At 69.5% G+C, this 13,133-nt stretch carries 13 protein-coding genes; 7 read left to right on the top strand and 6 right to left on the bottom strand.

Annotated elements, in window-relative coordinates:
* The first annotated feature begins 6 nt into the window (after window positions 1-6).
* A complete protein-coding gene (locus tag BHU06_RS16680; protein WP_239478251.1) occupies window positions 7-657 on the top strand; it encodes a 5-formyltetrahydrofolate cyclo-ligase in 651 nt (216 codons plus the stop codon).
* A 6-nt stretch (window positions 658-663) separates the two neighbouring features.
* Here BHU06_RS16680 and BHU06_RS16675 read toward each other — a convergent pair whose 3' ends face one another.
* Both BHU06_RS16675 and BHU06_RS16670 read right to left on the bottom strand, forming a co-directional pair.
* Window positions 664-1,572: a DMT family transporter gene (locus BHU06_RS16675; RefSeq protein ID WP_070400344.1), complete on the bottom strand. Its 909-nt coding sequence runs from the start codon at window positions 1,570-1,572 to the stop codon at window positions 664-666.
* 73 nt (window positions 1,573-1,645) lie between these two features.
* Window positions 1,646-2,671: a LysR substrate-binding domain-containing protein gene (locus tag BHU06_RS16670; RefSeq protein ID WP_070400343.1), complete on the bottom strand. Its 1,026-nt coding sequence runs from the start codon at window positions 2,669-2,671 to the stop codon at window positions 1,646-1,648.
* Between the two features lie 115 nt (window positions 2,672-2,786).
* On the opposite strand from BHU06_RS16670, the gene BHU06_RS16665 reads away from it, so the two are divergent.
* Window positions 2,787-3,248, top strand: coding sequence for a DUF2917 domain-containing protein (locus BHU06_RS16665; RefSeq protein ID WP_070400342.1), 462 nt, complete (start codon window positions 2,787-2,789; stop codon window positions 3,246-3,248).
* Here BHU06_RS16665 and BHU06_RS16660 read toward each other — a convergent pair.
* Window positions 3,234-3,605 (bottom strand): TfoX/Sxy family protein, encoded by a 372-nt coding sequence (locus BHU06_RS16660; RefSeq protein ID WP_070400341.1) that lies wholly within the window; start codon window positions 3,603-3,605, stop codon window positions 3,234-3,236. The two genes, BHU06_RS16665 and BHU06_RS16660, sit on opposite strands and share 15 nt — an antisense overlap.
* A gap of 34 nt (window positions 3,606-3,639) precedes the next feature.
* Between BHU06_RS16660 and BHU06_RS16655 the strand changes: the two genes are divergently transcribed.
* The 3 genes from BHU06_RS16655 (at window position 3,640) to BHU06_RS16645 (ending at window position 6,823) form a co-directional block, all read left to right on the top strand.
* On the top strand, window positions 3,640-4,251 hold the full coding sequence (locus BHU06_RS16655; RefSeq protein ID WP_070400340.1) for a TetR/AcrR family transcriptional regulator: 612 nt from the start codon (window positions 3,640-3,642) through the stop codon (window positions 4,249-4,251).
* Window positions 4,252-4,336: 85 nt separating this feature from the next.
* A complete protein-coding gene (locus BHU06_RS16650; RefSeq protein WP_070400339.1) occupies window positions 4,337-5,317 on the top strand; it encodes an MBL fold metallo-hydrolase in 981 nt (326 codons plus the stop codon).
* Between the two features lie 255 nt (window positions 5,318-5,572).
* The gene (locus BHU06_RS16645) at window positions 5,573-6,823 is read left to right on the top strand and encodes an SLC13 family permease (protein ID WP_070400338.1); all 1,251 of its coding nucleotides are present in this window, start codon (window positions 5,573-5,575) and stop codon (window positions 6,821-6,823) included.
* A gap of 18 nt (window positions 6,824-6,841) precedes the next feature.
* Here the strand turns inward: BHU06_RS16645 and BHU06_RS16640 are convergent, their stop codons facing one another.
* Entirely contained in the window at window positions 6,842-7,750 is a 909-nt protein-coding gene (locus BHU06_RS16640) for a DUF6279 family lipoprotein (RefSeq protein ID WP_083293283.1), read from the bottom strand.
* Here BHU06_RS16640 and glmU point away from each other — a divergent pair.
* On the top strand, window positions 7,749-9,158 hold the full coding sequence (gene glmU, locus BHU06_RS16635; protein ID WP_070400337.1) for a bifunctional UDP-N-acetylglucosamine diphosphorylase/glucosamine-1-phosphate N-acetyltransferase GlmU: 1,410 nt from the start codon (window positions 7,749-7,751) through the stop codon (window positions 9,156-9,158). The genes BHU06_RS16640 and glmU overlap by 2 nt on opposite strands.
* A gap of 1 nt (window position 9,159) precedes the next feature.
* On the opposite strand, the gene BHU06_RS16630 is transcribed toward glmU, so the two are convergent.
* Complete coding sequence (locus BHU06_RS16630) at window positions 9,160-9,906, bottom strand: DUF2726 domain-containing protein (protein ID WP_070400336.1); 747 nt, start codon at window positions 9,904-9,906, stop codon at window positions 9,160-9,162.
* Window positions 9,907-10,056: 150 nt separating this feature from the next.
* Window positions 10,057-10,548, bottom strand: coding sequence for an Lrp/AsnC family transcriptional regulator (locus BHU06_RS16625; RefSeq protein ID WP_070400335.1), 492 nt, complete (start codon window positions 10,546-10,548; stop codon window positions 10,057-10,059).
* 136 nt (window positions 10,549-10,684) lie between these two features.
* Between BHU06_RS16625 and glmS the strand changes: the two genes are divergently transcribed.
* The gene (gene glmS / locus BHU06_RS16620; protein WP_070400334.1) at window positions 10,685-12,553 is read left to right on the top strand and encodes a glutamine--fructose-6-phosphate transaminase (isomerizing); all 1,869 of its coding nucleotides are present in this window, start codon (window positions 10,685-10,687) and stop codon (window positions 12,551-12,553) included.
* The last annotated feature ends 580 nt before the right edge of the window (window positions 12,554-13,133 follow it).

Here is a 13,133-nt window from a genome sequence, read left to right as displayed (position 1 = left end):
CCGATTATGGACAGCAACGACGGCCAGAGTTCCCCCCCGCCCGTGGACAAGACGGCCGGCGGCACGCCCGGCGAGCAGAAGGCGCAGTGGCGCAAGGCGCTGGTGGACAAGCGCCAGCGCCTCGGCGACCGCCTGTGGCGAAACGACCAGTTGCAGCGGGTGATGCGCGTGTGGCTGGTGAACCGGCCCGACAGCGTCATCGGCGCCTACTGGCCCATCAAGGGCGAGTTCGATCCGCTGCCCGCGCTGTTTCGCTGGCAGGAAGCGGGGCTCGAAGAAGACGCGCAGGGCCAGCAGCGGCACCGCCGCATCGCCCTGCCGGTGGTGAACAAGATCGACAAGACGCTGACCTTCTACACCTGGTACCCCGGCTGCCCCATGGAAGAGGACGCCTACGGCATCCCCAAGCCCAAGGACACCGAAATCGTCCATCCCACGCTGATCTTCGTGCCCTGCGTGGGGTACGGCCCGGGCGGCTACCGCCTGGGCTACGGCGGCGGTTTCTACGACCGCACGCTGGCCACCTTGCGGCCCCGGCCGTTCACGGTGGGGTTGGGCTATGACTTCGCCTTCCTGCCCATGCTGCGGCCCGAGCCGCACGACGTGCCGCTGGACGCCGTGCTGTGCGACACCGGCGTGGCCTGGCCGGTGAACTGAGTGGTCTCAGGGGTGCTCGGCCGTGGCGTGCGCCTCGGTGATGCGGCGCTCGTGGCGGACCAGGTAGATGCCGCTGCCCACCACGATGGCCGCGCCCAGCCAGGTGTGCGCGCCCGGTAGCGTCTGCCAGATCAGCCAGTCCAGTCCCAGCCCCCAGGCGAGCGCGCTGTACTCGAAGGGCGCCACGATGGAGGCCTGGCCGTGGCGGAAGGCCTCGGTGATGGCTAGCTGGCCGCAAAACCCCGTGATGGCCAGCGCCAGCAGCAGCGGCAGGTCGGCGCGCGCGATCGGCAGCCAGTTCGGCAGCGCGAGCAGGCCCGCGCCCACCGCCATGGACAGCATCATGGTGAGGATCAGCGATTCGCTGCTGTCGCTGCGGCTGGCCAGGCGGCCCGCCACCGCGGCCACGGCGTAGCACAACGCCGCGCCCAGGATGGCCAGCCCACCCGCGGTGGCCAGGCCAGCTTGCAGTTCGCTGCCGCTGGGCCGCAGGGCGATGAGCACGCCACCGAAGCCCACCGCGATGGCCCACCAGTGCGCGGGCGGCACGCGCTCCTTGAGGACCGGCACCGATAGCGCGGTGATCAGCAGCGGGGCGATGAAGAACAGGGTGTACGCGGCCGACAGTGGCAGCGTGCGCACGCCCAGCGTGAACAGCGTGAGCATGACGATGCCCAGCACGCCGCGCAGCGCGTGCAGCGGCCAGCGCGCGCGCAGCACCGTGTGCCAGGTGCCGCGCCAGGCGATATAGGCCAGCACCAGCGGCAGCGCGGTCAGGCCGCGCAGCGCGGCGATCTGCAGCGCCGGGTAGCGCGCCGACAGGGTCTTGAGCACCGCGTCCATGAGCGCGAAGAAGCCCACGGCGATGAGCATGGCGACGATGCTGCGGAGGTTGCCGTTACTGGGTGGGGACATGTGTTGGCGCGAAGAAGCGTTGAGTCCGAGGGGGCGCGGAACCGGTTTTGCCGGGCCGCAGGCGGCGCGGGGGTTAGTCAATCTGATCGACGGTGTCGGGGTCCGGCACGTCGCCGATGGCGTTGCGCGTGGCGGCGGCCTGGCCCAGCAGCCAGTCGGCGAAGGCCTTCACCTCGGGTCGTTGCTCGCTGCGCGGCGCCAGCACCAGCCAGTACACCAGCGGTGAGTCGATGCGCGTGTGCGGCAGCGGCTCCACCAGTGCGCCGCTGGCCAGGCTTTCGGCCACCAGCGGCAGGCGCGCCAAGGCCACGCCCTGGCCGATGATGGCCGCCTGCACGATCTGCTGCGCGTAGTTGAAGTACAGCCAGCGCTGCGGGTTCAGGCGCGGCTTGCTGCTGGCCCCCTTGCGCCCGCGCGGCGCGGGCTCGGGGCCGGCGAAGTGGTCCAGCCAGCGCTGCCAGGTGAGCCATTCCAGGTGGCGCGTGCGGTGCGCGTCGCCAGCCTCGATGAGCGAACAGCCGGCCAGGTCCTCGATGCGCTGGATGGGGTGGCTCTGCAGCAGCCAGGGGCTGGCCACGGGCGTGAGTTTTTCGCCGAACAGGCGCACCGCGCCCGGCGGCACGGCCTGCGGCACGGCGTAGCGCAGCGCCATGTCGACGTCCGCGGTGGCCAGGTCCACTGCGGCATCGGTGGCGTCGATGCGGATGTCGATGTCGGGGTGGTCGCGCTGGAAGGCCTCCAGGCGCGGGATCAGCCACATCGAGGCGAATGAGGCCCAGGTGGTGATGGCCACGCTCTTGCGACCGGCGTTCTGGCGGATGTGGCGCACCGTGTGGTCCACGCGCTCCAGCGCGCTGGAGGCGGCGCGCAGCAGCATGCCGCCCGCGCTGGTGAGTTCCACCGCGCGCGTGTGGCGCAGGAACAGCGAGGTGCCCACCTCGTCCTCCAGCGACTGGATCTGCCGGCTCACCGCGCTTTGCGTGAGCGACAGCTCCTCCGCCGCGGCGCGGAAGTTCAGGTGCCGCGCGACCGCCTCGAAGGCGCGCAGGTGCCCCATGCCGATGGGGCGGGTTCGGGGGTGGCGGGGCGTCAGGCTCATGACCGATTGATGCGGTGGACGAATCAATAGCTTAGCCGGCTTTCATTGGACGTGTTGCGCTCCAGGCCCGAGGATCACATCCGCGCCAATACCCCCTGGCGCATGGAGAAACCCCATGGAAACCCGTTCCGAATCGGCATCAACCTCGCAGCGTCCCGGCTTCGCTGTGGGCGCCCACCGGGCCATCAGCCTGCGCCCCGCCGAAGACAGCCGCCTGCTCATCACCGCCGGGCGCGCCTGGGTCACGCTGAACCTGCCGCACCAGCCCGACGGCCTCGGTGACCACCGCGTCTGCGCCGGCGAATCGCTGCTCGTGCCGGCCGGCGCCCACCTGGTGATGGAGCCCTGGACCCGCGGCGACGCTCTGCGCTTCGACTGGAGCGTGCTGCCGCAGGCCGAGGCCCGCCCGCAGCGCTTCTCGCGCGACGTGGTCAAGCCCTCGCGCGAACTCGCGCTCGCGCTGGGCCAGGCCGCGCTGGCCTTCGGCCGGCTGCTGCGCGGCGTGCTGGGCTACACCGAGTTCCTCGTCGCCGGCCGCGGCCGTGTGCTCTCGCGTTTCGAGTCAAACCCGCCTTGATCGCGCGGCGGCCTTCTTGCGCGGCGCGCGCGCGGCCACCGCGGCCTGCAGCGCCAGTCGCGCCCAGGGCTGCATGAGGGCGGGCGATTCCATCGCCTCCTCGGGCGCCGTGAAGTAGTTCAGCCGCATGGGCTTGCCTTTGGCCTCGTAGACGAAGGGCTGGCAGCCCGCCGCCAGCCAGCGCGGCTCGGTCTCGGCATTGCCTTTCAGGTACAGCGTGTTCCAGGCCACCAGGCCCACGTTCATGCCGTCCACCGACAGGCCCCAGCCCCCGAACATGCGCCGGGCCACCACGGGGCCCAGCGGCGACAGCAGTTCGCAGACGTGTTCGACGAAGGGATCGGAGGCGGCGGGCATGGGCGGATGAAAAGGCGGAAGGCAGAATCCTGACATGGCTCGCCCCAAGTCCGCTACCCATGACCTCAAACGCGACGAAATCCTCGACGTCGCCGCCCAGTGCTTCGCGCGCCAGAGCTTCCCGGCCGCCAGCATGAACGACATCGCCAAGGCCTGCGGCACCAGCAAGGCGCGGCTGTACCACTACTACGAGAGCAAAGAAGCGATCCTGTTCGACCTGCTGGACCGCTACACCCAGCGCCTGCTGGCCCTCATCGGCGAGGCCGAGGGCCGGGCCCAGCGCAAGAACCTGTCCGAGCGCGACGCGCTGAGCGAGCTGGTGCGCGCCTTCCTGGCCGAGTACGAAACCAGCGCCACGCGCCACGCGGCCCTGGTGTCCGACACCAAGTTCCTCGGTCCGGCGCAGCGCGAACTGGTGGTGAACCGCCAGCGCGACGTGGTGGCGGCCTTCACGCGCTTCATCCGCCGCGCCTACCCCGAGCGCGTGACCCCCACCAACCAGACCGCCCTGACCATGATGCTGTTCGGCATGATCAACTGGACCTTCATCTGGCTGCGCCCGGGTGGCCCCATGAGCTACGCCGGCTTCGCCGAAGAGGTGGTGGCGGTGCTGGAAAACGGCCTGGCCGGGCGCCGGCCCGACTGAATCCGAGGGGATTTTGGGCGTTTACTTATATGAAATGAATTTCGTTTAGTTAAAATCGCAGCTTCCCCCACCGGAGACAGACCCCATGAGCAAAGCCTTCGCTTCCCAAGCCGACCTGCAGGACAAGAAGATCACCTTCGAGCAGCTCAGCCCGCACTGCTGGGCCTACACCGCCGAAGGCGACCCGAACTCGGGCGTGATCATTGGCGAGAAGTTCATCATGGTCAGCGACGCCACGGCCACGCCCGCCATGGCGCAGGACCTGATCCAGCGCATCCGCCAGGTCAGCGACAAGCCCATCAAGTACGTGCTGCTGACCCACTACCACGCGGTGCGCGTGCTGGGCGCCAGCGCCTACCTGGCCGAAGGCGCCACCGAAATCATCGCCAGCCGCGGCACCTACGAACTCATCGTCGAGCGTGGCGCCGAGGACATGCAGAGCGAGATGGAGCGCTTCCCGCGTCTGTTCCGCGGCGCCGACAGCGTGCCCGGTCTGACCTGGCCCACCATGGTCATCGGCGATGGCCAACCCGGCCGCCAGGGCTCGCTCACCGTGGACCTGGGCGGCGTGAAGGTCGAGATCTGGCACCCCGGCCAGGGCCATACGCGCGGCGACACCATCGCCTGGGTGGAAGACGAAAAGGTGCTGTTCAGCGGCGACCTGGTCGAGTACGAGGCCGGCGTGTACACCGGCGACGCCCAGCTTGAGGAATGGCCCGCCACGCTCGAGGCCCTGCGCGCGCTCAAGGCCGAGGCCATCGTGCCGGGCCGGGGCGAAGCCATGAAGGGCAATGCCGACGTGAACAAGGCGCTGGACTACACCAAGCGCTGGGTCACCACCCTGTTCCAGGCCGGCAAGGAAGCCGCGGCCGCGGGCATGGACCTCAAGGCCGCCATGGCCCACACCCGCAAGAGCATGGACCCGGTGTTCGGCCACGTCTTCATCTACGAACACTGCCTGCCCTTCGACGTCAGCCGAGCCTTCGACGAAGCCCAGGGCATCAAGAACCCGCGCATCTGGACGGCCGAGCGTGACAAGGAGATGTGGGCGGCCTTGCAGGCCTGAACGCGCAGCGGGCGGGCCTACAAGCCCCCCGCGGCCTTGCAGGCCTGAACGCGCAGCGGGCGGGCCTACAAGCCCCCCGCGGCCTTGCAGGCCTGAACGCGCAGCGGGCGGGCCTACAAGCCCCCGCGGCCTTGCAGGCCTGAACGCGCAGCGGGCGGGCCTGCAAGCGAACCGAGCCGCCCGTCCTCGGGCCGCGCCCTTCGAGAAGCCGCCTTCGGGCGGCTTTTTGCTGTCCGCCGCTACGATGCGCGCTCCATGCCCTCCAACGATCCCCTGCTGAACGCCGCCACCGACTGGGCCGTCATCGCCATTTTTGGCGTGGTCTACCTGGGCATGTTCCTCGGCGGCCTGCCGCGCCTGCGGCTCGACCGCTCGGGCGTGGCCTTGCTCGGCGCCATCGCCGTGATCGCGGTCTCGGGCATGGGCGTGGCCGAGGCGGCCCAGGCCATCGACCTGCCTACCATCCTGCTGCTGTTCGCCTTCATGGTGATCTCGGCGCAAATGCGCCTGGGCGGCTTCTACGCCGCCCTCACGCAGCGCGTGGGCGCGCTGCCGCTGTCGGACAACGCCCTGCTGGCCGCCCTGATCGCCGTGGCGGCCACGCTGTCGGCCGTGTTCTCCAACGACGTGGTCTGCCTGGCCATGACGCCCATCGTGGCGCGCCTGTGCCTGCGGCGCGGCGCCAACCCGTTGCCCTTCCTCATCGGCCTGGCCTGCGCGGCCAACATCGGCTCGGCCGCCACGCTCATCGGCAACCCGCAGAACATGCTGATCGGCTCGGTGCTGCGGCTCGACTTCGCGGGCTACGCGCGCGCGGCCGTTGTGCCGGTGCTCATCAGCCTGGTGCTGTTGTGGGGCTGGCTGGTGTGTGTGCCGCACGTGCGCGTCGAGCCCCTGCCGGCCACCGACCGGCGCGCCAGCGACCCGCCGCTGGACATGTGGCAAACCACCAAGGGCCTGGTGGTGGCCGGCGCGCTGATGGGCCTGTTCCTGTTCCGCGACGGCCCGCACGAGGTGATGGCCCTGGTGGGCGCGGCCCTCCTGCTGCTCAGCCGCCGGCTGGCCTCGGCCGACTTCCTGAGGCAGGTGGACTGGCCGCTGTTGATCCTGTTCATGGGCCTGTTTGTGGTGAACCACGCCTTCGAGCGCACGGGCCTGTCCGCCGGGGCCGTGGCCTGGCTGGCCGGGCAGGGCGTGCGCCTCACCGATCCCGGCCCGCTGATGGTGGTGGGCGTGGTCCTGTCCAACCTGGTGTCCAACGTGCCGGCGGTGATGCTGCTGTTGCCGCACCTGTCGGGCGAGCCGGGCGCGGGGGTGTTGCTGGCGCTGGTGACCACCTTCGCAGGCAACCTGCTGCTGGTGGGCTCCATCGCCAACCTCATCGTGGCCGACCTCGCGCGCGCCCAGGGCATCGTCATCGACTGGCGGCGCCACGCCGTGGTGGGCGCGCCGGTGACGCTGCTGTCGCTGGGGGTGATCTGGATCTGGCTGCGCTGGGGGGCTTGAGCCCGGCGGCCACGCGGCTCAGCGCTGGGCGCTGAGCACTTCCATGTCGCGTTCGTACGACTGCAGCTCGCGCACGGCCTTGCGCCGCTGCTCGGGCGTGGTGCTGTTGTGCAGCGCGGCGACTTGCGCGCAGCCGTGGCGCACGCCAGCGTCGCTGTGCGCCTGGTAGCCCGGTGTGGGCGAGTCTTGCAGGCGTTGCAGGTAGGCCCGCAGAGCGGGCTGTGCCTGGGCGGGGTCGGCCCGGACCCGGCGAAGCGTCTGCAGCAGATCGGTCTGGCGGCGCTGGCGCTCGGCCTGGGCGCGTTCGGGGTCCCAGGGCGATTCGGCGAGCCAGCGGCGCAGCAGCTCACGCTGGGCCGCGCTGAGCGGGCCGTAGAACGTTTCGCTGCGCGAGACCGCCTGCTCCAGCCGGCGCTGCAGGCGCTGCTCGGGCGAGCCGCGCAGGAAGTCGCGCGCGAACTCCTCGTCCCCGCGCGCCTGGCGGCGCTGCAACTGCTGCAGCTGCGCGGCGCTCAATTGGGGGGCCAGGCGCGCGAAGGGGGGGATCAGCCGCTCGCCCGTGCTGACGAGGCGGGCGCGCACGGTTTCGAACTGCGCGCACACCTCTTGCGCGGTGAGCTCGCGCGCGGCCATGGCCTGCCACTGGCGCAGCAGGCCCGCCACGGCGGGCAGCTCCTCGCGCCGGTGCCAGGCGAAGAAGGCGTCGATGTCGCCGCGCACCTGCTCGGCCTGCGCGTCGTCGAAATCGAAATGGCTGTCCAGCCACCAGTAGCCGAAGTGGGGCGCCTGGTTGTAGGCGAAGCGCGCGGCGGTGCAGGCGGCCAGCAGCGCGGCCAGGGCCAGCACCAGCAGGGCGCGGGCGATAATCCGCCGCGTTCCGGCGCTGCCCTCCTGGCCGCGTCCGGCGGACGCGAAAGAGGTCTTCATGTCGTTACCGGTGGATGTGGTGGTGATGGCCGCGGGCAAGGGCACCCGCATGAAAAGCCAACGGCCCAAAGTGTTGCACCGACTGGGCGGCCGTGCGCTGGCCCAGCATGTGATCGACTGCGCCGCGGGGTTGTCGGCGCGCTCGGTGGTGGTGATCACCGGCCATGGCGCCGAGCGGGTGGAGGCCGGCCTGGCGGCGCCCGCCGCCACGGCCCTGCGCTTCGTGCGCCAGGAGCCGCAACTGGGCACCGGGCATGCGGTGCAGCAGGCGGTGCCCGTGCTGGCCGACGACGGCGTGGTGCTGGTGCTCAATGGCGACGTTCCCCTGATCGAGCCGGACACGCTGCGCGCGCTGATCGCGGCTTGCGCCGGGCAGCACCTGACGCTGCTCAGCGTGGACACCGGCGAAGACGCCAGCGGCTACGGCCGCATCGTGCGCGCCCCGGATGCCGGGCGCTCGGTGCGGGCCATCGTGGAGCACAAGGACGCGAACGCCGAGCAGCGCCGCCTGACCGAGTGGTACAGCGGCGTGATGGCCGCCCCTTCGGCCCTGCTCAAGCCCTTGCTGGCCCGGCTGACGAACGACAACAGCCAGGGCGAGTACTACCTCACCGACGTGGTGAAGCTCGCCGTGGCCGAGGGCCGCGAGGTGCGCGCCATCGTCACCGACGACGCCGTTCAGGTGGCCGGCGTGAACAGCCCGCAGCAACTGGCCGAGCTGGAGCGCGCCTACCAGCGGCGCCTGGCGAACCGCTTCATGGCCGATGGCGTTCGCCTGGCCGACCCGGCGCGCTTCGACGTGCGCGGCGAACTGGTCTGCGGGCAGGACGTGGAGATCGACGTCAACACCGTGTTCGAGGGCCGCGTCGAACTCGGGGACGGCGTGCGCATCGGCGCGAACTGCGTGATCGCCAACGCGCGCATCGGGGCCGGCGCGGTGATCCATCCCTTCACCCACATCGACGGCGAAGCGGCCGGCGTGCGCGTGGGCCCGGGCGCGCTGGTGGGGCCCTTCGCGCGCCTGCGCCCCGGGGCGGACCTGGGCGCCGAGGTGCACATTGGCAACTTCGTCGAGGTGAAGAACAGCACCCTGGCCGCGGGCGCCAAGGCCAACCACCTGGCCTACCTGGGCGACGCCACCGTGGGCGAACGCGTCAACTACGGCGCGGGCAGCATCACCGCCAACTACGACGGCGCCAACAAGCACCGCACCGTGATCGAGGCCGACGTGCACGTGGGCAGCAACTGCGTGCTGGTGGCGCCGGTCACCATCGGCGCGGGCGGCACGGTGGGCGCGGGCTCGACCATCACCAAGAGCACCGAGCCCGGGGCGCTGGCCGTGGCGCGCGGCCGCCAGGCCAGCATCGCGGGCTGGGCGCGGCCGAAGAAGGCCCCGAAGGCCTCTTGACTCAGCGCCCGCCGCGCACGTCGAACGAACTGCCGTCGTAGCGGCTGTCGCCGCCGCCAGCGCCGCCGCGGCGGCGCTGCTCGCGCGGCTTGAGTTCGTCTTCCAGGTCCATCAGGCCGCTCAGGCCCAGCACCTCGGAGTCGCGGTAACCCGAGCGGCCATAGCGGTCGTCGAAGCCGGACATCTGCGTTTCCAGCTGCTGCATCACGCTGTCGCGCTCATCGGCCGGCTTGGGCGCGGGCGCCTTGGGCTTGGGCAGTTCCACCAGGTTGAGCTGCTCGCGGAACTCGGCCGGCGAGGGCATGCGGTGGATGCCGTTCTTGAGGAAGACGAAGCGCACGCCAGCGGTCTTGAGGATGCGGTTCTTCACCTTCGTGCGCTGGCTCTTGGCCTCGGCGTTGCTCAGGTGGTACTGCTCGATGTCGAAGGCGAAGGTGGGGCGGCCGTCGGTGGCGCACACCACGAAGTCCACGCGGTGCTCGCGCAGGCGCTCCTTCGCGGCCTTCTTGCTCGCGGCGCGGCGCACCGACAGCATCTGTCCGAGGTTGATGTTGGGCAGCACCACCTGGCCGGGGAAGGTGTCCTGCAGGTAGTCGAGCATGGCCACCTGCTCGGCCGACAGGATGCGCTCCGGCCCATAGCGGTCGTCGCGGCCGTCGTCCTGGGCCCGCATGAAGCGCAGGTAGAGCCAGACGCACAGCGCCAGCACCACCGCCGCGATCACCGAACCCGTCACCATCATGTCCATGAAACCTCCTGGAGAGATGCCGCTTTTTTGAGCAAGCTTGAGATTGTATGAGGTTGTAACAGCCGATCGGGGCCGTCAATCCCGTCTCTCCCCACGACTGAGGAAGTGTGCGTTTTGCAATGCCCCCAAGGCGCTGTTTAAGCCGTTCGGTCAGAGGGGGCGGCTGAGCGGCAGGCTGGGTTTGAACTTGGCGCAACGCGTGCTGAAGAAGCCTTTGACATTTCGCACGTTCGCGTCGCCCGTGAACAGGCGTTGCGTGAGGGACAGGTAGTCGGGCATGTCGGCGCAGCGCACGATCAGCACGAAGTCGGGTCCGGGGCTCACGCGGTAGCACTGCTGCACGCGCGGCTCGGCCACGGCACGGGCCTCGAAGGCGTCCAGCGCCTCGGCGCTCTGGCGCTCCAGGCTCAGCTCCACCACCACGGTGAGGCCGTGGCCCAGCAGCGGGGCGAGGCGGTCGGCGTCGAGCAGGGCCACTTCGCGCGCGATCAACCCGCGCTCGCGCAGGCGCTTGACGCGGCGCAGGCAGGTGGGCGGGCTGAGGTGGGCGCGCTCGGCCAGGGCCTGGTTGCTCAGGGAGGCGTCCTCCTGCAGCAGCTCCAGCAGCCGCAGGTCGATGGCGTCTATATCCAAAGATTCCATTATTCGATTGTCGATGGAATAAATCGTCCTTCAATGACAAGGGAGATAAAAATGGTCATCTTTGTGTGAATTTTGACCATTCATTTCACGCAAGGCTCACTAGCATTCGCCCACTTTCTTGTTCAGGAGCGATCACATGTGCGGCATCGTGGCGGGGGTTTCGGGGCGCGACATCGTGCCGGTGCTGGTTCAGGGCCTGCAGCGGCTGGAATACCGGGGTTATGACTCCTGCGGCGTGGCCGTGCACAACGACGGCCTCAGGCGCGCGCGCAGCACGGCACGCGTGGCCGAACTTGCCCAGCAGGTGCAGAGCGAGCGCATCGCCAGCGGCACCGGCATCGCCCACACGCGCTGGGCCACGCACGGCGCGCCGGCGGTGCACAACGCGCACCCGCACTTCAGCCATGGCCCGGGCGCTCCCAGTGGCACGAACGGCGGCGCGGCCGGGCGCGTGGCGCTGGTGCACAACGGCATCATCGAAAACCACGACGAGCTGCGCGCCGCGCTGCAGGCCAAGGGCTACGTGTTCGAGAGCCAGACCGACACCGAGGTCATCGCCCACCTGATCGACTCGCTCTACGACGGCGACGTGTTCGCCGCGCTGGCCGCGGCCGTGGCGCAGCTGCACGGCGCCTACGCGCTGGCCGTGTTCCACAAGGACGAGCCGCACCGCGTGGTGGGCGCGCGCGCGGGCTCTCCGCTGGTGCTGGGCGTGGGCGCGAGCGGCGGCGAACACTTCCTGGCCAGCGACGCCATGGCGCTCGCCGGCGTGACGGACCAGATCGTTTACCTGGAAGAGGGCGACCTGGTGGACCTGCAGATGGGCCGCTACTGGGTCACCGACGCCGGGGGCCGCTCGCTCGACGCCACGCAGCGCCCCGTGCGCACCGTGCAGGCGCACAGCGGCGCGGCCGAGTTGGGTCCCTACCGCCACTACATGCAGAAGGAAATTTTCGAGCAACCGCGCGCCATCGCCGACACGCTGGAAGGCGTGGCCGGCGTCACGCCCGAGCTGTTCGGCGACGGCGCGCACCGCGTCTTCAAGAACGTGGACCGCGTGCTGATCCTGGCCTGCGGCACCAGCTACTACAGCGGCTGCACCGCCAAGTACTGGCTGGAGTCGATCGCCAAGATCCCCACGCAGGTGGAGGTGGCCAGCGAGTACCGCTACCGCACCAGCGTGCCCGATGCGCGCACCCTGGTCGTCACCATCAGCCAGAGCGGCGAGACCGCCGACACCCTGGCCGCGCTGCGCCACGCGCAAAGCCTGGGCATGCAGGAGACGCTGACCATCTGCAACGTGTCCACCAGTGCCATGGTGCGCGAGTGCAAGCTGGCCTACATCACGCGCGCGGGCGTCGAGATCGGCGTGGCCTCGACCAAGGCCTTCACCACCCAGCTCGCGGGCCTGTTCCTGCTGACGCTGGCCCTGGCGCAGGTACGTGGCCACCTGAACGAGGCGGACGAGGCCGAGCACCTGAAGCGCATGCGCCACCTGCCGGTGGCCCTGCAGGCCGTGCTGGCGCTGGAGCCGCAGGTCATCAGCTGGGCCGAGGACTTCGCGCGCATGGACAACGCGCTGTTCCTGGGCCGCGGCCTGCACTACCCCATCGCGCTGGAGGGGGCACTCAAGCTGAAGGAGATCAGCTACATCCACGCCGAGGCCTACCCGGCCGGCGAACTCAAGCACGGCCCGCTGGCCCTGGTGACCGCGGCCATGCCGGTGGTGACCGTGGCGCCCAACGACACCTTGCTGGAGAAGCTCAAGAGCAACATGCAGGAGGTGCGCGCGCGTGGCGGCGTGCTCTACGTGCTGGCCGACGCCGACACGCGCATCGCCAGCAGCGAAGGTATTCACGTCATCCGCATGCCCGAGCACTATGGCGCGCTCTCGCCCATCCTGCACGTGGTGCCGCTGCAGCTGCTGGCGTACCACACGGCGCTGGCCAAGGGCACGGACGTCGACAAGCCGAGGAACCTGGCGAAGAGCGTGACGGTGGAGTGAGGCGCTGCGGATCGCGCATCGCCTGTGTTTCTGACAAATAAAGTCGAAAACAGCGAAATAGAGTCGAAAACAAAACAATAAAGTCGAAAACTACGGCAGCGACGCTGACATGGCCATCAACCTGAGTTCAGTCATTGACAGTTCTTCAGTTGGGGAGCTGTGCAGCGACTGCCGCTAGGCGCGTCTACACGTTGAACTCACGGTCTTGGCGTAAGAGCTGTCGTCCAAATGCTAGCCAATGGCAGCATACTGCTGAGAGCTTGCGCTATAGGGGTCGGGCATGCATTTAGGAATTGAGCAACACACAGGACTGGTCTTTGAAGGCACGGGGAACCCCGACATTCCCGCCATGCCGATGCCAACGGTGACGCATGCGAAGTTCATCGATACTGCAGACGATTGGAAGGCGCTCCCGAGTCCTTCGGAGGCTTTTGGTCTCGTGTTCCGAGAGGATGTCACCGCCGGATGAATACTCCCCGTATTGGCCGGTTGAATTTTCCCCAGTTTGAAGCTTGAACAGGCAGCGGGCCGAGGCCCGCTGCCTGTTCGTCCACCTGACCGACCATTGGCTCCCGACCGT

This window comes from Hydrogenophaga sp. PML113 (genome assembly GCF_001777155.1).
Taxonomy (GTDB): Bacteria; Pseudomonadota; Gammaproteobacteria; order Burkholderiales; family Burkholderiaceae_C; genus Hydrogenophaga; species Hydrogenophaga borbori.
The sequence above is the reverse complement of the archived record's forward strand: the minus strand, read 5'-3'. Positions and strand labels throughout refer to the sequence as shown.